We start from the raw sequence: 23,841 nt of genomic DNA, 5'->3' as shown, positions 1-23,841 counted from the left end.
AGATAGGAAAGATAATATATGGCATAAAGATCTACTAAATAAATATCTTTAATGGATTATAGTAATATTACAAACATTGATTAACAGATTTATTTTACAATATTCTATTTGTATTCCGAAAGTTTTCAAAAGAAATCATTTTTTCAATTTTATTATTTGCAATCTAACATTTAGACCATATAAACTCAATAACAAGCAAATAATAGATGCTAATATCATACAAATATATGAAAAATACACATCAGAAATAAAAGAAGTTCCAAATACTACACATAACAATATAAATAAAGGAACCAGCATCTTATAGAATGACAATGAATAATAAAAATCATAACGCCATCTAGTTATTAACACATATAGGCCACTAAATAAAAAGAACGATACTGTAAAAGAAATACCAATACCAATCAACCCCCATTTATAATAAAATATAATGTTTAATATAAGCGTCATTATATTCCCTGTTACTCCATCAAACCAAAAGAAAAATTTTTTATCTCCTTTAGCAAAAGAAATATATCCCATTGGATACGCCATAGCTTTAAAAAACAATCCGATTCCCATAAAGCGAACCACAGAAATTAAAGGTAAAAATTCCTTTGATAATAACAATCGGATCATTAAAGGAGCTGTCATTATCAATAATATAGCTAAAGGAGCAACAATTAGCATTACTATTTCCGATTGCTGATTAACTAATGCCCTAATTTTTGTGTTGTCTTTCGAAACGCCTGATAGTCGAGGAAAGAAGTCTGCTCCCATAGCAGCAAAAACAACTCCCACATACTGATTCGTTATAGAGTTTGCTGCTTGATAAAGGCCAACGTCTTGTAATGAACCAAAGTTACTGATAAATGTATTTAATAAATAATTAGAAATTGTGGTAAGCAAACCAGAGACCAAAAGTATCATTCCTAATGCAAGCATAGTTCTACCTATAGTTTTCGTTACATCCCAATTAGCTTTTAAGTGATAGTGTTGTACTTTATTTGCATAATACCGATTAAAAAGATAAGTCATAAGAGATAATACTATCATAGCAGGAACTATACCATCATAGCCATAGTAATAATAAAGTGGCACGCCTACCATTAATCCCAACAAAGATCCTATAATAGATGAATATGCCAATTGCTTCAGCATTCTAACACCTTGCAATATAGCTAACTCACCATTAGATAAGGTAGTAAAATAAATCATTATTGATAATCCAACAAAGGACCACTTATAATCAGTTGTTCCAAAAGCAAGTAAACTCAGTTGTTCTGCAAACAAAATAGAGATCAAACTACCAATTAATGATGTTAAATGCAACAATCGTCGTAATACGTGTATGACCAAACTCAAACGTTCTTGATCACCATTTTCTTTGGCATACGAAATATCTTTAACTGCAGAATAATTTAGTCCTAAGCTAGAAAACTGTTGTAACATATTTGTTGACGAGGTTAATAGAGAGGAGATACCCATACCTTCTGGTCCGAGAATAATTGCAATTAATTTACCTCTTATCAGAGAAACTAAGATATTGAAGACTTGTACTCCTCCAAATAAAGCAGTCCCTTTTACTATCTTACGATACGAAGAAGTTTTGTTATCCTCCACAACTAAAATCTAATTAACAAAATTATCATCCCGTTTAAATCCAATACACTAAATAACATTTCATTTATCCAATATTTTATCACACTGAAATATTCGTTTTTAATTGATTCTATTATTTCAAATAATTTCTATAAATACTAACTAATTTTATTTTCTGCTCCCTATACAAAATCAAGACTTATATACTTAGATAATATCTTTAGAACAAACAGTTATTAAGTATTAGAATATCTTTTATTTTAATCTATATTACTTTCGTCCATCTCTTACCCTGTCGAACCATAAATTCAGTCCCACCCACACAGCAATATCCGCCAAAAGCATCACCGTGTTGTCAATCACCGGAATCAACAGAATATTCACCGCACTAAACGCACAAGAAATCAGCAAGATCGTTATCATCGCCTTTCTTGGTGTGAAACCCATTGCCAGGAACTTATGATGAATATGGTTCTTGTCCGGTTCGAAAGGGCTCTTGCCACTGCGAACACGAACCATCACCACACGGATCACATCGAACGCAGGGACAATCAGCGTACTGAAAGCAATCACGAAAGCACCTTCGGTATACGGGGTGACATCCGGATTGTACTGGCTGTATTTGATGGCAAGGAAAGAGAGCACATAGCCCAAAGTCAGGCTGCCCGTATCACCCATAAAAATCTTACGGGCACGTTCCGCACTGCCGAAGACGTTATAGTAAAAGAAAGGGACCAGCACACCGAACGTGGCAAAGGCGAGCATGCTGTACGTCCAAAGTTCTTTCTGCATGAACAGGAAGCCGAAGACAAGCAGGGCAACGCTGCTCAGACCGGAAGCAAGACCGTCGATACCGTCAATCAGATTGATGGCATTGGTGACAAAGACAACCAGAAGAACCGTAAAAGGCATACCTATCCAGGCAGGAAGGGCATACAGGCCGAAAAGCCCGTAGAAGTTATTGATCCAAAGGCCGGCCAGGGGAAAAAACGAGGCACAGATGATCTGGATCACAAATTTCTGCCGATAACGGACTCCGACAAGGTCGTCGGCGATACCCGTCAGATAAAGCAAAGTCATCCCACAGACCAGAAACATGCACTCGGGCAGCAAGTACACCGCACGGAGGGCGGGAACATCATAACCCATCAGGATGCGAAGTGCGAACACACCGCAAGAGGATAACAGGATGGTGGGAAAGAAAGAGACACCGCCTAAACGGGGAATGGCACGTTTATGAACCTTGCGCTCACTCGGCATATCGAAAAGCTTCTTCCGCAAAGAAATAAGCAGGATGCGGGGAATGATAAGCCGGGCAATCGAAGCAGAGATGACAAAAGCCAATATGATGAAAAGGATATTCAAGACAAAGGGGATTTAGGTTATATACAGTGTTGTGTCGAAAAAGAAAAGAGTTCACTCCTCTACTTCCCAGTTGGGATAAGGATTCTCTTCAAGGCTGCGGAGTTGTTCGGCAATCTCACATTCATCGCCGGAAAGGGCACGCTCTCCCCAACTGTCGATGATGCTGTGTGCCTCACGGGAGAGATCGTCGTCAAATACTTCGCCATAGCAATAAGTCAGAAGCTGCACCTTCAGCAAAGAAGCGGGCAGGCGGTCGAGCACTTCCCAACAACGGTTCAGGATCTGCTGGATGCGGACTTCCTTGTCACCGTTATTGTAGATCGTCGCGTTATAACCCATCAGAAGCGAAAGGCACAAACGGGCTTCTTCCTCGTCGGTGGAGCCATGATGGGGATATAAAGTGTTGGCACGGCTGAGTACATCACCGTTCAACCGGCTGAAGTGGTCGCTGTAGATGGGGCTGCCATCGGAACCCAGATACAGAAGTTCGTGCGCCAAGGTGTACAAAGCGGTAATTTGAGAATCTAAAGAGTTCATGGGAATATTTACAATTTACGATTTACTGTCTGCTATTTTACTGTTTAAAGATCGAGCGGCTCGATTAGAGAAGGATGGATGTAGGTGGTGGCAACGGCCATCACTCCCTGGATGGAAACCATCACACGCCGGTCGTTTTTCACACGGATAAACTCACCCTCGACACCGGCAAAAAGACCACCCGTTACACGCACACGCTGGCCTTTACGGAAGGCAACGGCGGAAGGCTCCAGATAAACCAGTTGCTGCTCGTAACTACCGGCAACCGCCATGAAGCTGCGCATCTGGGAGTCCGGAACAACAATCGGCTGGCGGCTTTCCCGATCCATGATATAGCGGATCGGAAGGGATACGCCCATCTCTTCTTTGATGCGGTCGATACGTTCACGGCACGAACGGACGAATACCAGATTATGAACGGCGGGAACCAGTTTACGCACTCGGCGTTCGTTCTTCACGATATACTCGTAGCGCATCGGGATGAAATTCTCGATGGATTCGCTGTCAAGGTACGTTTTCAAAGAAAGTTCGCGGCTGTAGGTGACTCGCACAGCATACCAATGGATGTTGTCGGATTCCTTCACTAAAGGGTATTCTTTGGGGACACCGGAGTACGAAAGTACCTCCCGGTCAGATGATGTAATGCGAATATCAGTATTACTTGCATTCATGTGATCTCAAGACTCTCCCCTATCACAGCAGGAGAACGATGAAATGTTATGTAAGTACCCTGAAATTGACCATTTCCAGGAAACGGAAGGATTTCAGAGATAAAGCTCTATGAACGAATGAATTAGAAGTCATTGATGTTTCAAAAAACGTTCGTTTGTTTAAACACCATTTTTGACAGAATTTTAAAATCTCCAAAAAGAAAAATTCAAAAAGAGAAAAGCTAATTTAAGAATTCTAATAATTAATTGATTTACAAATAAATAAGAGCATTCAAAAAGGAACAAATGAATTTATTTATAAAAATATTTTGCTATAATAAAAATGCTGTTTACCTTTGTTCCATTGAACGAACGTTTTTTGAAACACACTCCTTTCTGTTTACACTAAAATTCCCCTATTCACCGACACCCTTTATATAATCGCGCACACGCGTACACGCATAATACTCTCTTTTTAATTTGATTTTACCCCGTTCTGAAAACAGGTCAGGTATACTTAACCTATTTTCAGGACGGGGTGAAACATCAATTAAAAGTAAACAATATACGCGTATATAACAGATAATATACTAAGAACAGTTAATTTTGCCTTCGTAATAATAAATCATATTAGACAAAATGAGCAAAAAAAACCGAATGAAGGAATGATTCTTAACATAGAAGACATTCCTTATGTAGTAATTACAAACGGAAAAACTGACGAGAGTAAGAGAATTTTAGAAACACTGGAAAAGAAACCGGAAAAACTCGACATAACTACTCACAGAGAGCTGGTTATCCTCTTTTTCTTATGGTTGAATTACCAGCAAAAAGGAACGAAAAAGCGCAAAGGAATCCGTGAATTGGCACATATCATGTACCGTATGCTATACTTCGGACAGAAACAAAACCCCACAAAGGAGATGTCAGTACAATCCATTGAAACAGAAATATTTAACACACTAAAATTTCTGAAAGAGGAGAAAAAGGGAACGGATAAAGATCTGGAAACAAACATCTTAGACGAAATAAAGACATTCTTCAAAGAAAACGTCTAACAAGGTTTATAAAATCATCCCTAATTTTACAGCCGCAGACACTTACGTCGAGCTTTAAAAAAGACAGAAAAATGGAAAACATTAGTATTACTACTTACAGGGGCTTCAGCAAAGTAAAAGGGAGATGCTCCCTGAATGAATTAATCGAAAAGGTACGCAGCAGTCGCTATGCCGTCCTGATTGAGAAAATAGGAAGGCTTATCAGTGAAGGGAAAACCAAGGAAGCGGAGAACGTAAAACGGCAGCTGGACTATTTCACCGTCACGGCAAACTACCACGAATGCAGGCTGGCGCATAGTATCGCCGCATACAATGACATCATCACCATCGACCTGGACCATCTGCCCGAAAAGGAACTGGACCGGATACGGGCCCTGATAGAAACAGACGAAGCGACACTCGCCTGCTTCCTCACCGCCAAGCAGCACGGATTCAAGGTGCTCGCCTATCCGGTAAGCCTCGAAGCGGAAGGGTGGCGAAACGCGTTCTTCCGGACACCGGCAATCACTTACAGCCGGTTGGAGCAGTATCACGCGGGAATGTACGAACTGGCCCGTAAACACTACGAGAAACTTCTGGAGACGGAAGTGGACACCAGCGGAAAGGACTTGTCGAGAGGTGTCTTCGCTTCGTATGACCCGAGGGCGTTTTACTCTCCCCGGCGGGTGGCACACATCCCGCAACGGACATTCACCATCGAAGCCCCCGAACCTGCACGGAGGGGAAGGCAGAAGGAAGAGCCCGCAACGGACCCAACAGGGGAAGTCAGCGCCTACACGTGCATGGAATTCAACAAATGCCTCAGCTCTACCCGCAGGCTGATGAAATACACAGAGGGAAACCGCAATTCGTTCCTCTTCACCCTGGGAAACAAATGTTTCCGAAAGGGACTTGAAGAGGCGGAAGTCAAGCGTCTGGCAGCAGTGAAATTAGGGGAGAACGGACAGATGGATACAGACACCCCTATCGCGAACGCCTACACATATACGGACAGAACGGAACGGGCAGAGGAGAAAAAAAAGATACCGCCCGTGGAACAGGTGATAGAGTATCTGGACAGGAATTACGCTTTCAGGAGAAATACGGTACTCGACCGACTGGAAATGTGCGACTTGTCCAAAACGAAGGAGGTAAAATCATTCTACGCCATGCGGAACAAGGATCTCAACTCCATCTTCCTGAACATCAGCAGACAGGGCATCGCCTATCCGCTCAACAGCCTGAAGTCGGTCATCGACTCGGACTATACACCGGAGTTCAATCCCTTTACCGACTACTTCGGAGGAAACGCACGGTGGGACAGGACAACCGACCACATCAGGAAACTGGCGGACACCATACAGGCGGAGGATCAGGAATTCTGGAGGGAAGGATTCCGGCGCTGGATCGTAGCCATGGTGGCCTCGGCGCTCCAACCGGGTAAAGCCAACCAGCAAGCCCTGGTGCTGCACGGGGCGCAGGGAAAAGGAAAAAGTACCTGGATACGGCACCTGCTGCCCCCGGAACTCGGAGAATATTACCGCAACGGAATGATAGACCCGGCAAACAAGGACGACCTCTTGCTGCTATCCACCCGGCTGCTGATCAACATGGAGGAGTTTGAGGGTGTGAAGACAGGAGACATCGCCGAACTCAAACGGATCATCGGACAGGAGAACGTCACCATCCGGAAGGTATACGACACTCAGGCGCAGCTTTATCCCCGGAGGGCATCGTTCATTGGCAGCACCAACAACATGCAGTTCCTCAGGGATTACGGGGGAAACCGGCGCTTCCTGGTCATTCCCGTAAAAGCCATCGACTACCGCACTCCGGTAGACCACAAAGGGATATACGCACAGGCGGTGCAACTGATAGAAGACGGTTTCCGCTATTGGTTTGAAGGAAACGAGATAGACGACATCAACACCCGAAACGAACGCCACCGCATGAAAGACCCACTGGAAGAGAACCTGTATGTTTACTTCCGTCCGGCAGGAGAAAAGGACTTTGAGGTGAAATGGAAACCCGCCGCCGCAATACTGGCTACTCTATCTGTATACGGACGGACACAAGCCAACGCGCAAACGCAACAGGTGTTGGTACAGATTCTGGAAAGGGATGCCTTCGGCAAGCGTGTAAACATCCATGGCATCACGGAGTATGCTGTAGTGGAACTCAGCCAGCAGGAGGTGAGCGAAAACTTCAGGAAAAGGGAGAAGGGAAAGGAGATGGAAGAGTTACCGTTTTAAAAGTATCGGAAAGAAGGAGATAGAAGAGAAATGCCCCGTAACAATATATGTAATCGAAATAACATATATTGTTACGGGGCAGGACATATATTGGCGTTTTATTGACAAGCGGAATGGGATACTTCCTTATGTTATTTAAATGCGTATGGTGAAGAGTATTGTAACTTACCAAAAAAGCCCTAATAAAGTTGCATCTTAATACAACCTTTATTATCTTTGCATCATGAAGAAAATAATAACGTACAAGAATTACTTTGCAGAGTTTATGGATAAACTCTCTGAGCTTGAACGGAAGAAGATACAACGCGCTCTATCTCTTTTTAAGGCAGAAGACAAGATACCGAGCCATTACATTAAATTCATTCGTGATGGAGTATATGAAAAAAAAGAATATTATGAAGCTAAAGGAAATAAGTAAAGACATCTACGATGTAGATGCGTGGCTGGACGAAGAACTTGGCAAGGAGGGAACTCCTGAACGCGAAGCGTCTATTGAAAAGGCATGGGAAGAATATAACGGGCAGATATTGCTGGATGCCCGCAAAAATGCACGTTTGACACAGGAAGAGCTTGCCAACAGAATTGGTGCGGACAAATCTTACATCTCAAAAATAGAAAGGGGATTGATTACTCCTACCGTTTCTACGCTTTACCGCATTGCGGCCGCTATGGGTTTGTCGGTAGAGTTGCGCCCACTTTAACCACGAGGGGCACGGTTCTTCACGAGTCGCGCCTCTCTTCATTTAAACTATCAGTTATGGCCGGTAGTTTATCCTATTCGCAGACAGATAGCAGTAGGATTCGTTCCCATCGTATTCATCCGCTACCTTGTCGAGCATGGACTCTATCAACCGTTTCAGGTTCGTACCCTGCTTTGCTGCCATAACCGAAAGAGGAGGGTGTGTCATAACTCACCACAGAGGACACAGCCTCTTCTCTCTAATTTTATTCTCCCGGCTCTCCCATATATCGAAAGATCAGACGAACTTCCTTGGGTGTAAATGAATGACGGTATTTATAATACCCCACCTCCTCGAGCGCAGCCATCAGGAGTTTGTTGTGCCGCATCCAACGGCTGAGATTATTGAGGGCGGCATTTTCAGACAAATGGGGTGCATAAAGCAGAGCCAACTCGACTTTTGTATATACACGGATAGGAAACTCTCTCTCGTCATCTTCTAAATCTTTCATGTTTTTCAATTTTAAATTAATAAATAATCGGAACTTTACAATAGCATAAAGATAACAAAAACAAACGACATATCATAGCAGAAGTCATACTATTTCACAAAACATTCATTGATTTTCAATCTTTTATCCATACCGCCTCAACCCACGTCAACAAGCACAAAACAGGGGTTACAAAGCGGTATCTTTGACATACCGGAAGAAAGGAAAAGAGCTCGTCCGACCTTCCGGATGCATTCTTAATTATTAACCATAAAAAATTATCGGACAATGGCAGTTCCATACAAAAAAATCGCGAGAAAGGATCCGCGAAAAGCGGATGCTATAGAGAAATTTTATCCGCAACTGGTCACTTTAGGTCAAAGCGCAAGCCTGGAAAGCATTGCGTACGAAATGAAGGAGAAAAGTTCGTTATCATTGGGAGATATCAAAAGTGTACTCACCAATTTTGTAGAGGCGATGCGTACCTCACTCTACAACGGGCAGTCGGTCAATATCCGGGATTTCGGAGTATTCAGCCTTTCGGCACGCACCAAAGGGGTGGATGCGGAAAAAGACTGTACGGCCAAAAACATAATGGCGGTGAAAATAAACTTTCGTCCGTCGTCGAGCGTACGTCCGAACCTGACATCGACCCGGGCCGGTGACAGAATCGAGTTTATCGACATCAAAGCGGCACTGGAAGGAAAGGAAACGGGAAAAGACGGTGACGGAGACATTGTGGATGACCCGACGGCATAAATCAGAATCACATGAAAGGAGGTGTAGAAAAATGAAGAAATCAAACTGGAACACAATTTTAAAAGTAATGATCGCAATGGCATCTGCCATACTGGGAGTCCTTGGAGGAAATGCGATGAACTTGTAGGCAACGAAAGCTAAAAGGGATGTGTCATAACTCTTTTCACCACGGAGTAGCACAGAGTATCACAGAGTCTTTTTATTAATAATCAACAACTTAAAATCACCTCTGTGTCACTCTGTGGTGGGTTTTGATACATCCTCTTCAGTTTTCGTACTATCAACCGTTTCCGATCTTATTTTGCTACCATCACCTCGACATCATATCCCATAAACAGTCCGTTTTCTATAACACCCGTCACCGACTTGATTTCTTTTTCAAGAGACGAATGAATATTGCTGAACCAGGCATCGAGAATCAAGTTTCCACTTTCGGTGATCACAGGGCCATCTTTACCTTTAGCCGGCCTCAGTTGGGTATGTGAAGCACCCATTGCCCGGATTTCCCTCTCTACGTAGGGCAAAGCCATCGGAAAGACTTCGACGGGGACAGGAAAACGGCTTCCCAGAAAAGAAACCTGTTTGCTTTCGTCTACCAATATGAAAGTACGGTTGCTGTTGCTTATCAGCAGCTTCTCCTTGAACAGCGCTCCGCCTCTTCCCTTGATCAGATTGCGGTCGGCATCTACTTCATCGGCGCCATCGAAAGTCCAGTCGGGACGGCACATCCATAAAGTAGTCTGCGGAATGCCCAAGCGGACACACTCCATCGATATCTCCATCGAAGCAGGGATTACGGTGACGTGCAGATTCTCCGTACGTATCCTTTCGGCAATAGCGAGCAATGCCAGATATACGGTCGATCCGGAGCCAGCCCCAATGACCTCGCCTTCTTGTACGCGCATGGCAATCATACGGGCCAACCTCTCTTTACTCTCCCGGTTGGTTATCGTGTCCGACCATTGGAGATGTTCCATCAAGCTACTTTCCCATTTCATAATAAAACCTGTTTATAACAGATAACAACTTATTTCACCCTACGGTTCAGCTGGTTATTGGCTTTTGAGGGTTTCGACTTTCCGATCCGCTTACCGGTAGGTTTCTTGCCTCCCGAAGCTTTGGGACGTCCGCTACCCGGACGGTCACTGCTATTTCCGCTCTTCTTCATAAAAATCTTCATTATAATATTTACCTAAATACCTGCGGGCTATGAAATCCCAGTTCTCGTGCAACAGCCTCCTGCCATCCCCGAAAGGAAAAGCGACCTCCGGCAATAAGCCGTGCTGCATGGCATAGTGCAACAAGTCGATGGGACAAAGTCCCGGAATATAAAACAATTCGGCCCCTTCTTGTTCGGCAATCCCGGGATTATATTCCGGATTTCGTTCGTCGCGGAAACAAGCGGCAATATTGGGAGCCAGCAAGACACCTTTCGGATTGGCAAAAAACACAAAATCTTCTTCATCGGCCAACTCGGGCATTAACGAATCGTCTTCATCGGCCCACTTCAACGCATCGACACAGAAGCGACGCAAATCAACATAGTCTTTTAAATATACAATCTGTTTTCCTCCGGAAGCACTCAGGAAGTTCGCTACATCACGGGGGAGATTCATTTCCGGCAAGACATCCAAAACAGGACCCGGAGGGGGTAACAGGGCACGGACATCCGGAAACCACTCCGTGGATTCATCACCGGTAAGGGGAGCCTGTTCAAAATGGGCATCGAGCACCGCATATACATCGGATGCGAGCTGAAGCAGAGAACTGTCAAACGGATTCCAAGGAGACGGAGAACTATCCGTGACGGGAGAAAGAAGCGTCCACAGCAGAAAAGATACATCCTCGGGATTTATTTCATCATCGGCATACGACTCTGTCAGTGTGTAAAAAGGCAGGAAACGTCCATACAACTGTTTATGCAACCGGATGAATGTATTCCAGCTACCGGAATTATTCACACAATCTTCCAGATACCAAGTGAAATAGAGAACAGCCCGGTTCTTATGAATCATCTGTCCGGCAAGCTCCGACTTCTCAAATACGGGCAACAGCCTGTTGGCAAAATCCACGTACCACTGATCGGTATCTGCCGATTGCATGCGTGGATGGGCTTCCATCCACTGTTGACGATATATTTTTTGCAATTTCATGAATTGGAGTGTTGATTTACGGAAACAAAAGTACTTCTTTTCTGATAAGATTAGCTACATTTGCGGCAATTAATGAACTTTACGGCAATGGATATTACGCTCAGAACGCTCACGGAAAACGACTTGCCTTTTGTAAAAGACATCTACGATTATTACACTCTCCACACGACAGTGGTGTACTTTGTACACTGCGCCAGCATCGACGAACTAAAAAACTACATCCCCGTAGGCGATCCCGTCTACCGGTCGTTCATCATTGAAACTCCCGAAGGAACTCCCTGTGGATTCTGCTACTTCGCACGTTTCAAGCCCCGAGGAGCCTTCCGCATTTCGGTAGAACTGACCCTCTACCTGAAGCCGGAGTTTACAGGTCAGGGGTATGGAAAACAAACCATATTCCGACTGGAAGAGATCATCCGGCAAGAAGGCTTCAGCAACATAATGGCACTGATTTCGGGAGAGAACGAAGCCAGCATCCGCCTATTTGAGAGATGTGGCTTCGAGTGTTGCGCAAACATCCGGCAGGTAGCGGAAAAGTTCGGCAAAAAACTGGATTTGAGGATGTATCAGAAAATTTTATAGCCCTCCTTATACCACATACCTGTTCTCAGAGTCTTTTTAAAGCCAGCTTAATGACTTTCTCCACCGGAGCATCGGGCTCTTCCTTCAGAATGGCAAGCACCACTTTCTGAGAAGGCGCTGCGGCAAAGCCCAGCATCGTCAAGGCGGCAACGGCTTCTTCCTGCACTTCCGCATTCATGGCCGGAAGCAATGTACCGGTCACTCCTCCGGTGGCAGCAGCCACAGCACCCGTTTTAATTTTGTCTTTCAAATCGACAATGACCCTTTGCGCTGTTTTCAGTCCGATACCCTTCACCGTCTTCAGCATATTGGCATTTTCGGTACTGATCACATTTACCAGTTCGGCCGGTGAAAGAGCGGAAAGAATCATGCGGGCCGTGTTTCCTCCAATGCCCGAAACGGAAATCAGCAGCAGGAAAAGTTCCCGTTCCTGCTTGTCGACAAAGCCATATAAAACGTAAGCATCTTCGCGGATGGCTTCGTAGATATAGAGTTTACAACTGCTCTTACCCTGAATGGCAGAATAAGTGTTGAGTGATATATTAACGGCATATCCTAATCCGTTACAATCGATAACTGCGGTTGCCGGACTCAGTTCGGCAATCTCGCCTTTGATGTATTCTATCATAATGGTTATAATCAGAACGCAAAGATAATAAATATTGTGCTTCACGAACCTTGAATAACAAAAACTAACTTTAACACCCCTAAGAGACTCAAAAACAAAGAAAATGACTAATTTTGCAACCGAAATAAAGAAATGTGTTAAACAAAACCAATAAAAAGATGAAAAAAGTAAGAGCAGCCATCGTAGGTTATGGCAATATTGGTCGTTATGTGCTGGAAGCCCTCCAAGCGGCTCCCGATTTTGAGATAGCAGGTGTGGTTCGTCGTGCAGGTGCCGAGAACAAACCGGCTGAACTGAATGATTACGCAGTAGTTAAAGATATAAAGGAACTTCAGGGAGTAGACGTGGCTATTCTTTGTACTCCGACCCGCAGCGTTGAGAAATACGCAAAAGAAATCCTCGCAATGGGAATCAATACAGTGGACAGTTTCGATATCCACACCGGAATCGTAGATCTCCGCCGTGAACTGGGTGCTTGTGCCAAAGAACACGGGGCGGTATCGATCATCTCGGCCGGATGGGATCCGGGAAGCGACTCCATCGTACGCACCATGCTCGAAGCAATCGCCCCCAAAGGCATCACTTACACCAACTTCGGTCCGGGTATGAGCATGGGCCACACGGTAGCCGTGAAAGCAATCGACGGAGTGAAAGCGGCTTTATCGATGACTATCCCTACCGGAACAGGAATCCACCGCCGCATGGTATACATCGAACTGAAAGACGGATATAAATTTGAAGACGTGGCAGCCGCAATCAAATCGGACGCTTATTTCGTGAACGACGAAACCCACGTAAAGCAAGTGCCGAGCGTGGATGCACTCTTGGACATGGGACACGGTGTAAACCTGACCCGCAAAGGTGTATCGGGAAAAACCCAGAATCAGTTGTTCGAATTCAACATGCGCATCAATAATCCCGCACTGACCGCACAGGTACTGGTATGCGTGGCACGCGCTTCGATGAAGCAGCAACCGGGATGCTACACCATGGTGGAAGTACCGGTAATCGACCTGTTGCCGGGCGACCGCGAAGAATGGATCGGACATCTGGTATAAATCTGCTGCCTGATACAAGATACTTCTAAAAAGGAAAGGATGACCGCAGATTTTAAGAGGGTGTGTCGAAACTCTCAAATCTGCGGTCATCTTATTAAATTGCTACCACATCACCTATATACACACGAATGGAGAACAAGCGATATTCACACGGCGAAGAATTATCCAACACCCTGAGTCATGGTGCAGGTATTCTGTTAGGTATCACCGCAGGATATTTTCTGTTGGAAAAAGCACTTGCCAACCCACATCCCTATTGGGCGGCAGGTTGTGTGCTGGTCTACCTGGCAGGAATGCTGGCATCCTATATCAGTTCTACCTGGTATCACGGTTCAAGACCCGGCAGCCGTAAAGAACTTCTCCGCAAATTCGACCATGGCGCCATCTACCTGCACATAGCAGGCACTTATACCCCGTTTACCTTATTGGTATTGCGCCATGCCGGTGGCTGGGGCTGGGGAATATTCGCTTTCGTATGGCTGTCGGCCATCGTAGGCTTCATACTGGCCTTTAAAAAGCTGAAAGAACACAGTAATCTTGAAACAGTCTGCTTCGTCGGAATGGGTTCTGCCATCCTGGTAGCCCTGAAACCTTTGATGGACTGCCTCTCCGCCATCGGAGCTTCTCCCGCCTTCTGGTGGCTTATCGGAGGAGGGGCTTCCTACATCATGGGAGCCGTATTTTATTCGTTGCGAAAACCTTATACACATGCTGTTTTTCACCTGTTTTGTCTGGGCGGAAGCATAGGGCATATCATAGCTATCTGGCTGATTCTTTAGCAAACTTCATTTAAATTTCATGCCCGAAAGTTTCCCGTTTTGGAAAACTTTCTGTATCAGGAAGAAAGAAAAGTTCTCCAAAAATTCTTGTTAAAACAAGAACAACTTATTGCTTTAACTGTTACCTTTGTAGCAGATTTCAGCACTAAAAAGAGGTTTAGTCACGAGGGAACGCTGTGCAAATCGGCGACAGTACCCGCTGCTGTAATTCTCTGAGAATCCGCACACTATGCCACTGCGCCCAGCGTGGGAAGGCGTTGCGAGGGAGAGATAAGTCAGAAGACCTGCTGAAAAAGTAAACATATTAAAAAAAATCTAAAGCTTTCGGGAGTTAAAGTTATGAACTACGCGGAAATTTGTATCATCAAACGAGATGGTAAAAGGGAGGACTTCTCCATCAGTAAAATCAAGAACGCTGTATCAAAAGCGTTTAGTGCCACAGGAATCAATGATGAACAGCAATTGATTGCTGACATCACGATGAACGTAATCGGACAATTTGCATCTCCTACCATTACGGTAGAAGAAATTCAGGACCTGGTAGAAAAAGAGCTGATGAAGGTTCGTCCGGAAGTAGCCAAAAAGTACATCATCTATCGGGAATGGCGAAACACCGAACGAGACAAAAAGACCCAGATGAAGCATGTGATGGACGGTATCGTAGCTATCGATAAAAACGATGTCAACCTGAGCAATGCCAATATGAGCAGTCATACCCCCGCCGGACAGATGATGACATTTGCCTCGGAAGTAACCAAAGACTATACATATAAATATCTGTTGCCGAAACGTTTTGCCGAAGCACACCAATTGGGAGACATCCACATCCATGACCTGGATTACTACCCGACAAAAACCACGACTTGCATCCAGTATGACATGGATGACCTCTTCGAACGTGGATTCCGCACCAAGAACGGCAGTATACGTACCCCGCAAAGCATTCAAAGCTATGCTACCCTGGCTACCATTATTTTCCAGACTAACCAGAACGAACAGCACGGAGGTCAGGCCATACCGGCATTCGACTTCTTTATGGCAAAAGGGGTAAGCAAATCATTCCGTAAACACCTGGCATCATTCATCAGCTTCTATGTACAGATGAACAAGGGTGAAGAAATAGAAGAAAAGGCTATCCGTACAGTGATTGCCGAACATCTGTCGTCCATCAAAGCATCGGAACTGGAACGCGAAACGCTGCGCATGGCCCTGACTGCCCTACAGATCAATATCGACAAAGAACATCTGAACCAAATTATAGAGAAAGCATTTGTGCAGACTCAGAAAGATACGCACCAGGCCATGGAAGGCTTTATCCATAACCTGAACACGATGCACTCACGCGGCGGAAACCAGGTGGTGTTCAGTTCGATCAATTATGGAACAGACACTTCGGCCGAAGGACGCATGGTGATTGAAGAATTACTGAAAGCAACCGTAGAAGGGCTGGGTACAAGGGGAGAAGTGCCGGTATTCCCAATCCAGATATTCAAGATAAAAAACGGAGTGTCGTATACGGAAGCCGATTATCAGAAGGCAATGACTAATTTCGATGCTGCCATGGAAGGGAAGATTAAGTTTGAAGCACCTAACTTCGACCTATTCCTGAAAGCCTGCCACACTACGGCCAAAGCACTCTTCCCTAACTTCATGTTCCTGGATGCCCCGTTCAACCAAAACGAAAAATGGGACGCCAACGACCCGCAACGTTACCGTTACGAACTGGCCACCATGGGATGCCGCACGCGTGTGTTTGAGAATGTAGCCGGTGAGAAATCGTCTTTGGGACGCGGAAATCTTTCGTTCACCACGCTGAATATGCCGCGCCTTGCCATTGAAGCCCGTATCAAAGCGGAAAATATGACGGAGGACGGACACAATAAAGATGCCGTCGAGAAAAAGGCTAAAGAAATTTTCATCGAATCGATACATGAAACGGCTACCTTGATAGCCGAACAACTCTACGAGCGCTATCAATATCAGCGTACAGCCCTGGCACGCCAATTCCCCTTCATGATGGGAAATGATGTATGGAAAGGAGGAGCTGCCCTGAACCCGAACGAACAAGTAGGCGACGTGCTGCGCAGTGGTACGCTGGGTATCGGCTTCCTGGGTGGACACAATGCCATGGTGGCTCTCTATGGAGAGGGACACGGACACAGCCAGAAGGCATGGGACACCCTTTATGAAGCCGTGCTGGAAATCAACAAGGTGGCTGATGAATACAAAGCCAAATACAATCTGAACTATTCGGTGCTGGCTACACCCGCCGAAGGACTTTCAGGACGTTTCACCCGTATGGACCGCCGTAAATACGGAAAAATCAAAGGAGTGACAGACAACGATTATTATGTCAATTCTTTCCATGTGGATGTAAAAGAACCGATCAGCATTGTAGAGAAAATAAAAAGAGAGGCTCCGTTCCACGCTATCACCCGCGGAGGGCACATCACTTATGTGGAACTGGACGGAGAGGCACAGAAGAACGTACGCGCCATTGCCAAGATCGTAAAAGTAATGTTTGACGAAGGCATCGGCTACGGTTCTATCAACCACCCGGTAGACACCTGCCACAACTGCGGATACAAGGGAGTGATTTACGATAAATGTCCCGTATGCCAAAGTGAGAATATCCTGCGCATGCGCCGCATCACAGGTTATCTGACGGGCGACCTGAGTTCGTGGAACTCTGCCAAACGGGCAGAAGAGAGAGATCGCGTGAAGCATCTGTAATAAAGTCATGAATATACTTTATACATATCCGGAAACGATTGTCGACGGAGAAGGTATCCGGTATTCCATCTATCTGGCAGGTTGCCGGCACGGCTGTCCGGGTTGTCATAACCCGGAAAGTTGGAATCCGCAGGCCGGAGATGAATTGACAGAAAAGCGTCTGGACTGCATCATCCGTGAAATCAATTCGAATCCGTTACTGGATGGCGTGACTTTCTCCGGCGGAGATCCCCTTTACAACCCGGAAGCGTTTCTTCCGCTTATCCGGAGGATAAAAGAAGAGACAGGACAGAATATCTGGTGCTATACAGGATATACGTACGAAGAGATTCAGGCAGATCCGGCACTGGCTGCCGTACTACCTTATATAGATGTATTGGTGGACGGACGCTTCAGACAAGAACTTTACTCTCCACATCTGGAATTCAGAGGTAGCAGTAATCAGAGGATTATCAGGCTGACATACACATGAAGGCGTATCGGAAGCAGAACTACAGATGACACAGATTTACATGGATTGCTGATTCATTTTGCTGATTATCAACAATAAGATCCAGTGTAAATCTGTGTCATCCGTATCGAAAAAGACTTCCGCTACATGCCTCGCTGAAATTCATGAATTAAAAAAACTTATATATCATTGTCCTCTCAAACCGAAGAAGCTTGACTTTGTTTACCTTTGTGACAGTTCTTTTAAAAGGTTCTTTATGGCTCAGCTTACACAAACTTCGGAAATTGACGAAACTGACGGTCTCCCCCTCCATCGCCGCATCTGGGCAGTTGTCGGCATCTCTTTCGCCTTATGTATGTCGGTGCTCGACATCAATATCATCAATGTAGTACTCCCGACCCTCTCGCACGACTTCGGAACTTCACCTGCGGTCACAACCTGGATCATCAACGGGTATCAGCTCGCCATTGTGATATCGCTGCTTTCGTTTTCGTCGTTAGGCGAAATATACGGATACCGGAAGATCTTTCTTTCAGGCATTGCCATGTTCATAGTCACTTCCTTGATATGCGCCCTCTCCCATTCGTTCTGGACTCTGACCCTTGCCCGCATTTTCCAGGGCTTCAGCGCCTCAGCCATCACGAGTGTCAACACTGCCCAGTTACGTACCATCTATCCCCGAAATCAGATAGGAAGAGGGATGGGGATCAATGCCATGGTAGTGGCCATATCGGCTGCAGCCGGACCTTCGGTGGCAAGCGGCATTCTTTCCATCGCCTCGTGGCATTGGTTGTTTGCCATCAATGTCCCTCTGGGACTTGCAGCCCTGATATTGGGATGCAAGTACCTGCCGAGAAAAGAAGAACGTTCCAACCGGAAATTCGATAAGCTCAGTGCCATAGCCAACGCTATCACCTTCGGACTGCTTATCTATACACTGGACGGATTTGCCCATCACGAGAAAAACGATTATATAGCCATCCAACTGGCTGTATTGGCCATTGTCGGCACGTATTATGTCCACAGGCAACTGAACCAGCCATCCCCTCTTTTACCGCTCGACCTGCTGGGAATACCTATCTTCAGGTTATCGATCCTGACTTCCATCTGTTCGTTCACGGCACAGATGCTGGCTATGGTTTCTCTTCCTTTTTTTCTGCAAAACTCACTGGGATACAGCGAAGTAATGACGGGATTGCTGCTGACTCCGTGGCCCATCGCCACATTGGTGACAGCACCGGCAGCCGGATACCTTGTGGAGCGCATCCATCCCGGCATACTGGGCAGTATCGGTATGGCATTATTCTGCATCGGGCTTTATTCTTTATCTACATTAACAGCAGATTCATCGGTCATCAGTATCATTCTGCGATTGATGCTTTGCGGTGCAGGTTTCGGTATTTTCCAGACGCCCAACAACAGTACAATCATCTCTTCCGCCCCTACACAACGTTCGGGGGGAGCCAGCGGAATGTTGGGTATGGCACGGCTTTTAGGACAGACATTCGGTACAACGCTGGTTGCTTTACTCTTCAGTTTCGTAGTACACGAAAAAAGTACAGCGGTCTGTCTGATAGCAGGCAGCGGATTTGCTTTTGTCGCAGCAGTGGTAAGCAGTATGCGGCTTTCACAACCTTCTACGTTAAAGACAAAAACTCAATAATCATTCATTAGTATTCAGTCTCTCTCACAACTTCTACCAAGCGGGCAAAGTCCTCCGGATGTACATCTCCGATGTTACCGATACGGAAAGTATCCGCCTTTGAGATTTTTCCGGGATAGATAACAAATCCCTTAGCTTTCAGAGCAGTATAGAAATCTTTAAAATCGAATCCTGCTTTCGGGTAAAGGAAGGAAGTGATGATAGGCGACTGGATGGCATCATCGAGCAAAGTCTTGAATCCCAGCGAACGCATACCCTCCACCAATACCCGGTGATTCTCGCAATAACGCCGGTAGCGCGCCTCTACTCCTCCCTCTTCAATCAGTTCGGTAAGAGCTTGCTTGAATGCACGCACCACATGGGTGGGCGAAGTGAAGCGCCATTTGCCATGTCCTTTCTCCATTGTCTCCCACTGGTCATAAATATCGAGTGAAAGTGAGCGGGCAACTCCTTTGCAACGCATCAACTCGGAACGACGGGCAATGATGAATCCAAAACCCGGCACACCCTGGATGCACTTATTGGCACTGCTGATCAGGAAATCGATTCCCAGTTCACTGACATCCATCGGGATACCTCCGAAGCTGCTCATAGCATCCACAATAAGCTTCTTACCATGCATTTTCACGACATGCGCCAACTCTTTCAACGGATTCAGGATACCGGTAGTCGTTTCGCAGTGAACGAAAGCCACGTGAGTAATGTCTGAGTTATTGCTCAGGTAATCGTCTACATAGTCTACCGATACCTGTTCCGTTTCTTCAAAAGCAAGGAGATCATAGTCGATATGATAATATTCGGCAATATTTCCCATACGGTCACCATAAGCACCATTACTGCAAATCAGAAGTTTATCGTTCTTTCCGATGGCAGCACCGATAACTGCTTCCACACAATAAGTGCCGCTACCTTGCAAAAGTACGGAAGTGTACTCCTCCGTATTGCGAGTGGCAATGCCTACCAGTTGTTTACGCATTTCCTCCACAATGTGCAGGTTATAATCCTCGTCCCATGTACACCAGTCGGTCATCATGGTTTCTTTTACGGTTTCTGACGTGGTAAGAGGTCCGGGAGTTAATAACAAATAAGGTTTCATATCGTTTTAAGAATTGAGTTTTGAATTAATAGTTTGAATCAACGCGGGAAGTTCTTCGATGCTACGAATGACGTAAGAGGCTCCCGCAGCCAGCATACGTTCTTTGACTTCGGAGACGCGGGCTTCGAGTTCAGTTCCGGACAGACTGCCGGCCTCCTTCTCAGTAAGTGCCATTTCATTACTGCCCAACACGATTCCCACACTCCATACTTTAGCGTTGACACCTTCTTTGATGTCAGCAATGGTATCACCTACTTTAACCACGGTATCGAGACACGGCACGCCCAGTTTTGTGAGATTCTCGAAAACCATGTACGGAGCCGGACGTCCGGCAGGCAGCAGATTCGGAGTAGCACAATAGTCTACACGATAACCTTTAGCCTCAGCCGCAGGTTGCACCACGTCCATCATTTCACGCGTATAACCGGTAGTAGAGCCTATCTTCAGTCCTTCGGCACGGAGTTTTTCCAAGGTAGGGATTACACCCGGAATAGGATCTGTGTACTCTTTCAGAGAAGCAAAAAGATATTTCTCAAACAGCCGGTTCAGTTCCACCACGTCTTCCTCCGTCCAGTCACGCTGATAGCGGGCAGTGAATTGCTCGTTCACTTCGGGCATAGTCAGCAGTTCACGAATGTGCTGAATCTTGGGCAACCCCATCGGTTTGCGGGTTTGCACGACGTCAATCGTCAGCCCTTTTTCGGCAAAGGCCTTGATGAAGGCGGCCACCGGAGCGAAACATCCGTAGTCGACCGCAGTTCCGGCCCAGTCCATAATGATACATTCAATCTTTTTCATTTTATATCTATTTTTCCTTGTTTTTGAATCCGGTGCAAATGTAGGGCATAGCGGACAGAGCAAAAATGAATTTGCAGGATTCATTTCATTTATATTCTGCAGGGTTCTGCTGAAATATTAATGTAACATTCATATCATGATTATATAATCCAAAAGTCATATATTTGCAATGCAAACAACGTGTCGATATACCATGAACGAACTTGAAGAGATATACAAAAGAATAGAATACCTCCGTAACAACGGAGTGAAAATGAAGGAAATAGCCGACTGGATCAATATGGCCCCCAGTGTGTTGTCCGCACTCTATTCGAGTGTACTTCCTGCTTACCTGAATCTGCAAAAAACCAAAACACAGGAAGAGGCACTGGACGAAGCACTGGCTTTGGTGAACAATGTGTCGAAAAAACGCCTGCTTGGCAATCTGAGCGGAATGAAGGAGCGCTTGTTCGACCTGGAACCCGATCAGGAAACAAACAACATGGGAAATACGTTCCTGAAACTCCTGGAAAAAGAAATGCAGGGGTCTGTAGAAGAGGTGTATAATTATAGCGGTACGTATCTGAGTTACAGTCTCTCTTCATCGACTGACAGTCTCAAGGCAGAACCCTATCTGATCTGCGCATCAGAGAATAATGATTATGTCAAGGTAGGCATGATCAATGCTTATAAATCGGTACATTGGGGAAGCGGCATCATCAGCAATCATCAAAACTCCTATCTGATGTTCAACGAACGGGAACTGCCACAGTTTGCCATGGTCACCATTTATCTGCAACTGCCACATTATGAATATCCCAACATGCTAAAGGGATTGTATCTATGCCTGGACTACAACCACAACCCGATAGCGCGGAGAATCGTCCTGGTGAAGCAATCGGACAGCACGGATATAGACGCATTTCTGAAAATGGAAGGCAGACTGATTCCCAAAGCGGAACTGACACCGGAAGAAGAGATCTATTATAACTATACATGCCAGGAAGGCGACTACATAAAAACCTGTACAGTACCGTCACCCAAGTTGGATGAATCGGATCTGGAGAGAGAAAAGAAGATGCTGAAAATATAAAAAAACTACCATTAGCGATAATAAATTACGAGCTGCAAGTATCCGCGGAATAATCACGCAATCACTTGCAGCTCGTAGTTTATTTATAAGATGTTACTTCCGTCTAAAAGAAGAACCTCAGTATATCATTGAAATTTGCCCAAATCAAGAGACCGAACAACAGGATCATACCCGTCATCTGTGCATATTCCATAAATTTATCACTCGGCTTGCGGCGGGCAATGATTTCATAGAACAAGAACAGTACGTGTCCACCATCCAGTGCAGGGATAGGCAGGATGTTCATAAACGCAAGGATGATAGACAGGAAAGCGGTCATGTACCAGAACTGATGCCAGTTCCAGGTTGCAGGGAAAATACTGCCGATGGTTCCGAAACCACCCAACTGTTTGGCACCCTCCTTGGAGAAGAGATATTTCATATTACCCACATAACCTTTCAACGTCTTCACCCCCAACGCCGCACCGGCAGGGAATGATTCGAAAAAGCCATACTCCTTCTTTATAACAGGAAGAAGCTGATCTGTATACTTATTGATCACTACTCCCATCTTAAAAGCAGAGTCAGTGACCACAGTCAGCATATCCGTCTTTCCGTCACGTACATAAGTCAACGTGATCTGGTGCGGATCGAGGCTATCTTTCTGTAATGCTGCTGCATTCTTTCTTCGGTCAGCCATAGCCATCAGGAAGTCCGAATAAGAAATCGACTTTCCATCGAGGGCAATGATACTGTCTCCCTGTTGGATACCGGCCATTGCCGCAGGTGAATGAGCCATTACACTGTCAACCACATAAGGAATGCGGAATTCAGCAAAACGAACACTGTCAGCCAACAGGCGTTGCATCATATCTTCGGGAATATACACAGAAGCCTTTTTACCCTCACGCAACACGGTTACCTCACGAGCATCGGCAATCTGGCTAAGCATATCCGGGTCATAACGTATAAAGTCAACTCCATCGGCTGACAACAGAACATCTCCATCCTGAAAGCCGACAGCCTTAGCTGTTTCATTAAACTCCATACCCAACGGTGCCTGCTGCACGGGAACGTACTGATCTCCCCATTTAAACAGAATCATCGAGTAGATGAACAAGGCCAGGAGGAAGTTGAACAACACGCCGCCTACCATAATCAACAGGCGTTGCCATGCAGGTTTGGAGCGGAACTCCCATGGTTGTTCGGGTTGTTTCATCTGCTCCGTATCCATTGACTCGTCAATCATACCGGCAATCTTGACATAACCTCCCAAAGGCAGCCAACCGACAGCATATTCTGTCTCACTTTTTTTAGGTTTAAATTTGAATAGTGTGAACCAAGGGTCAAAGAATAAGCAAAATTTTTCTACCCGTACTTTAAACAGGCGGGCAAAGAGAAAGTGCCCCCCTTCGTGAATGATGACGAGCAAAGATAAGCTCATAATCAATTGCAGGGCACGGATTAAAAATGTTTCCATCAGATTATTTACAAT

At 45.4% G+C, this 23,841-nt stretch carries 26 protein-coding genes and 1 riboswitch; of the genes, 13 read left to right on the top strand and 13 right to left on the bottom strand.

Features of this window, described 5'->3' with window-relative positions; genetic code table 11:
• Nucleotides 1–135: 135 nt before the first annotated feature.
• The 4 genes from FDF36_RS11620 to FDF36_RS11605 all read right to left on the bottom strand — a co-directional run bounded on the left by FDF36_RS11620 (nucleotide 136) and on the right by FDF36_RS11605 (nucleotide 4,070).
• On the bottom strand, nucleotides 136–1,605 hold the full coding sequence (locus tag FDF36_RS11620; RefSeq protein WP_044302021.1) for an O-antigen translocase: 1,470 nt from the start codon (nucleotides 1,603–1,605) through the stop codon (nucleotides 136–138).
• Between the two features lie 249 nt (nucleotides 1,606–1,854).
• Nucleotides 1,855–2,949 carry an MraY family glycosyltransferase gene (locus tag FDF36_RS11615; RefSeq protein ID WP_220391423.1) on the bottom strand — a complete coding sequence of 365 codons (1,095 nt, stop codon included), beginning with the start codon at nucleotides 2,947–2,949 and terminating at the stop codon, nucleotides 1,855–1,857.
• Between the two features lie 51 nt (nucleotides 2,950–3,000).
• Nucleotides 3,001–3,486 (bottom strand): UpxZ family transcription anti-terminator antagonist, encoded by a 486-nt coding sequence (locus FDF36_RS11610; RefSeq protein ID WP_005808198.1) that lies wholly within the window; start codon nucleotides 3,484–3,486, stop codon nucleotides 3,001–3,003.
• Nucleotides 3,487–3,530: 44 nt separating this feature from the next.
• A complete protein-coding gene (locus FDF36_RS11605) occupies nucleotides 3,531–4,070 on the bottom strand; it encodes a UpxY family transcription antiterminator (protein WP_005781154.1) in 540 nt (179 codons plus the stop codon).
• A 731-nt stretch (nucleotides 4,071–4,801) separates the two neighbouring features.
• Here FDF36_RS11605 and FDF36_RS11600 point away from each other — a divergent pair.
• The 4 genes from FDF36_RS11600 (at nucleotide 4,802) to FDF36_RS11585 (ending at nucleotide 8,126) form a co-directional block, all read left to right on the top strand.
• On the top strand, nucleotides 4,802–5,194 hold the full coding sequence (locus tag FDF36_RS11600) for a hypothetical protein (protein ID WP_005781156.1): 393 nt from the start codon (nucleotides 4,802–4,804) through the stop codon (nucleotides 5,192–5,194).
• Between the two features lie 71 nt (nucleotides 5,195–5,265).
• Nucleotides 5,266–7,425, top strand: a complete 2,160-nt coding sequence (locus tag FDF36_RS11595; RefSeq protein WP_220391422.1) for a VapE domain-containing protein — start codon at nucleotides 5,266–5,268, stop codon at nucleotides 7,423–7,425.
• A gap of 223 nt (nucleotides 7,426–7,648) precedes the next feature.
• Nucleotides 7,649–7,843 carry a hypothetical protein gene (locus FDF36_RS11590; protein WP_252734245.1) on the top strand — a complete coding sequence of 65 codons (195 nt, stop codon included), beginning with the start codon at nucleotides 7,649–7,651 and terminating at the stop codon, nucleotides 7,841–7,843.
• Nucleotides 7,821–8,126: a helix-turn-helix domain-containing protein gene (locus FDF36_RS11585; protein WP_005797912.1), complete on the top strand. Its 306-nt coding sequence runs from the start codon at nucleotides 7,821–7,823 to the stop codon at nucleotides 8,124–8,126. Before FDF36_RS11590 ends, FDF36_RS11585 begins: the two co-directional genes overlap by 23 nt.
• Before the next feature lie 54 nt (nucleotides 8,127–8,180).
• Here FDF36_RS11585 and FDF36_RS21255 read toward each other — a convergent pair whose 3' ends face one another.
• Together FDF36_RS21255 and FDF36_RS11580 are read right to left on the bottom strand one after the other, a co-directional pair.
• Nucleotides 8,181–8,309 carry a hypothetical protein gene (locus FDF36_RS21255; RefSeq protein ID WP_259281418.1) on the bottom strand — a complete coding sequence of 43 codons (129 nt, stop codon included), beginning with the start codon at nucleotides 8,307–8,309 and terminating at the stop codon, nucleotides 8,181–8,183.
• 61 nt (nucleotides 8,310–8,370) lie between these two features.
• Nucleotides 8,371–8,616, bottom strand: coding sequence for a DUF4248 domain-containing protein (locus FDF36_RS11580; protein WP_032541817.1), 246 nt, complete (start codon nucleotides 8,614–8,616; stop codon nucleotides 8,371–8,373).
• A 267-nt stretch (nucleotides 8,617–8,883) separates the two neighbouring features.
• Between FDF36_RS11580 and FDF36_RS11575 the strand changes: the two genes are divergently transcribed.
• Together FDF36_RS11575 and FDF36_RS11570 are read left to right on the top strand one after the other, a co-directional pair.
• Nucleotides 8,884–9,354 (top strand): HU family DNA-binding protein, encoded by a 471-nt coding sequence (locus FDF36_RS11575; protein ID WP_005781170.1) that lies wholly within the window; start codon nucleotides 8,884–8,886, stop codon nucleotides 9,352–9,354.
• Between the two features lie 31 nt (nucleotides 9,355–9,385).
• Entirely contained in the window at nucleotides 9,386–9,481 is a 96-nt protein-coding gene (locus tag FDF36_RS11570; protein WP_220391421.1) for a smalltalk protein, read from the top strand.
• 169 nt (nucleotides 9,482–9,650) lie between these two features.
• Here FDF36_RS11570 and rpiA read toward each other — a convergent pair whose 3' ends face one another.
• The 3 genes from rpiA to FDF36_RS11555 are packed head-to-tail and all read right to left on the bottom strand — an operon-like array spanning nucleotide 9,651 to nucleotide 11,507.
• On the bottom strand, nucleotides 9,651–10,352 hold the full coding sequence (gene rpiA, locus FDF36_RS11565) for a ribose 5-phosphate isomerase A (RefSeq protein ID WP_220391420.1): 702 nt from the start codon (nucleotides 10,350–10,352) through the stop codon (nucleotides 9,651–9,653).
• Between the two features lie 29 nt (nucleotides 10,353–10,381).
• A complete protein-coding gene (locus FDF36_RS11560) occupies nucleotides 10,382–10,522 on the bottom strand; it encodes a hypothetical protein (protein ID WP_005808208.1) in 141 nt (46 codons plus the stop codon).
• Nucleotides 10,503–11,507, bottom strand: coding sequence for a DUF3843 family protein (locus FDF36_RS11555; RefSeq protein ID WP_220391419.1), 1,005 nt, complete (start codon nucleotides 11,505–11,507; stop codon nucleotides 10,503–10,505). The genes FDF36_RS11560 and FDF36_RS11555 overlap by 20 nt, the downstream gene beginning before the upstream one ends.
• A 72-nt stretch (nucleotides 11,508–11,579) precedes the next feature.
• Here FDF36_RS11555 and FDF36_RS11550 point away from each other — a divergent pair, with 72 nt between their 5' ends.
• Complete coding sequence (locus FDF36_RS11550; RefSeq protein WP_220391418.1) at nucleotides 11,580–12,089, top strand: GNAT family N-acetyltransferase; 510 nt, start codon at nucleotides 11,580–11,582, stop codon at nucleotides 12,087–12,089.
• A gap of 25 nt (nucleotides 12,090–12,114) precedes the next feature.
• On the opposite strand, the gene ruvA is transcribed toward FDF36_RS11550, so the two are convergent.
• On the bottom strand, nucleotides 12,115–12,717 hold the full coding sequence (ruvA, locus tag FDF36_RS11545) for a Holliday junction branch migration protein RuvA (protein ID WP_005821598.1): 603 nt from the start codon (nucleotides 12,715–12,717) through the stop codon (nucleotides 12,115–12,117).
• A gap of 158 nt (nucleotides 12,718–12,875) precedes the next feature.
• Between ruvA and FDF36_RS11540 the strand changes: the two genes are divergently transcribed.
• From FDF36_RS11540 to FDF36_RS11520, 5 genes are all read left to right on the top strand, one after another.
• Nucleotides 12,876–13,775 carry a diaminopimelate dehydrogenase gene (locus FDF36_RS11540; protein WP_005821599.1) on the top strand — a complete coding sequence of 300 codons (900 nt, stop codon included), beginning with the start codon at nucleotides 12,876–12,878 and terminating at the stop codon, nucleotides 13,773–13,775.
• Between the two features lie 128 nt (nucleotides 13,776–13,903).
• Nucleotides 13,904–14,554, top strand: coding sequence for a PAQR family membrane homeostasis protein TrhA (gene trhA / locus FDF36_RS11535; RefSeq protein ID WP_220391417.1), 651 nt, complete (start codon nucleotides 13,904–13,906; stop codon nucleotides 14,552–14,554).
• A gap of 123 nt (nucleotides 14,555–14,677) precedes the next feature.
• Nucleotides 14,678–14,860: riboswitch (cobalamin riboswitch) on the top strand.
• A 33-nt stretch (nucleotides 14,861–14,893) separates the two neighbouring features.
• Nucleotides 14,894–17,287: an anaerobic ribonucleoside triphosphate reductase gene (locus tag FDF36_RS11530; protein ID WP_220391416.1), complete on the top strand. Its 2,394-nt coding sequence runs from the start codon at nucleotides 14,894–14,896 to the stop codon at nucleotides 17,285–17,287.
• Between the two features lie 7 nt (nucleotides 17,288–17,294).
• Nucleotides 17,295–17,759, top strand: coding sequence for an anaerobic ribonucleoside-triphosphate reductase activating protein (nrdG, locus tag FDF36_RS11525; RefSeq protein WP_005781186.1), 465 nt, complete (start codon nucleotides 17,295–17,297; stop codon nucleotides 17,757–17,759).
• A gap of 235 nt (nucleotides 17,760–17,994) precedes the next feature.
• Nucleotides 17,995–19,401 (top strand): MFS transporter, encoded by a 1,407-nt coding sequence (locus tag FDF36_RS11520; RefSeq protein WP_005808227.1) that lies wholly within the window; start codon nucleotides 17,995–17,997, stop codon nucleotides 19,399–19,401.
• A gap of 7 nt (nucleotides 19,402–19,408) precedes the next feature.
• On the opposite strand, the gene phnW is transcribed toward FDF36_RS11520, so the two are convergent.
• Both phnW and phnX read right to left on the bottom strand, forming a co-directional pair.
• Nucleotides 19,409–20,497 carry a 2-aminoethylphosphonate--pyruvate transaminase gene (phnW, locus tag FDF36_RS11515; RefSeq protein WP_005808229.1) on the bottom strand — a complete coding sequence of 363 codons (1,089 nt, stop codon included), beginning with the start codon at nucleotides 20,495–20,497 and terminating at the stop codon, nucleotides 19,409–19,411.
• 6 nt (nucleotides 20,498–20,503) lie between these two features.
• Complete coding sequence (gene phnX, locus FDF36_RS11510; RefSeq protein WP_188521189.1) at nucleotides 20,504–21,295, bottom strand: phosphonoacetaldehyde hydrolase; 792 nt, start codon at nucleotides 21,293–21,295, stop codon at nucleotides 20,504–20,506.
• A 193-nt stretch (nucleotides 21,296–21,488) separates the two neighbouring features.
• Here phnX and FDF36_RS11505 point away from each other — a divergent pair, with 193 nt between their 5' ends.
• A complete protein-coding gene (locus FDF36_RS11505) occupies nucleotides 21,489–22,367 on the top strand; it encodes a hypothetical protein (RefSeq protein WP_005808233.1) in 879 nt (292 codons plus the stop codon).
• Between the two features lie 103 nt (nucleotides 22,368–22,470).
• Here the strand turns inward: FDF36_RS11505 and rseP are convergent, their stop codons facing one another.
• Nucleotides 22,471–23,826, bottom strand: a complete 1,356-nt coding sequence (rseP, locus tag FDF36_RS11500) for an RIP metalloprotease RseP (RefSeq protein WP_220391415.1) — start codon at nucleotides 23,824–23,826, stop codon at nucleotides 22,471–22,473.
• Between the last annotated feature and the right edge of the window lie 15 nt (nucleotides 23,827–23,841).

Origin of the sequence: Bacteroides fragilis, from assembly GCF_019583405.1 — a bacterium.
Lineage (GTDB): Bacteria > Bacteroidota > Bacteroidia > Bacteroidales > Bacteroidaceae > Bacteroides > Bacteroides fragilis_B.
The sequence above is the reverse complement of the archived record's forward strand: the minus strand, read 5'-3'. Positions and strand labels throughout refer to the sequence as shown.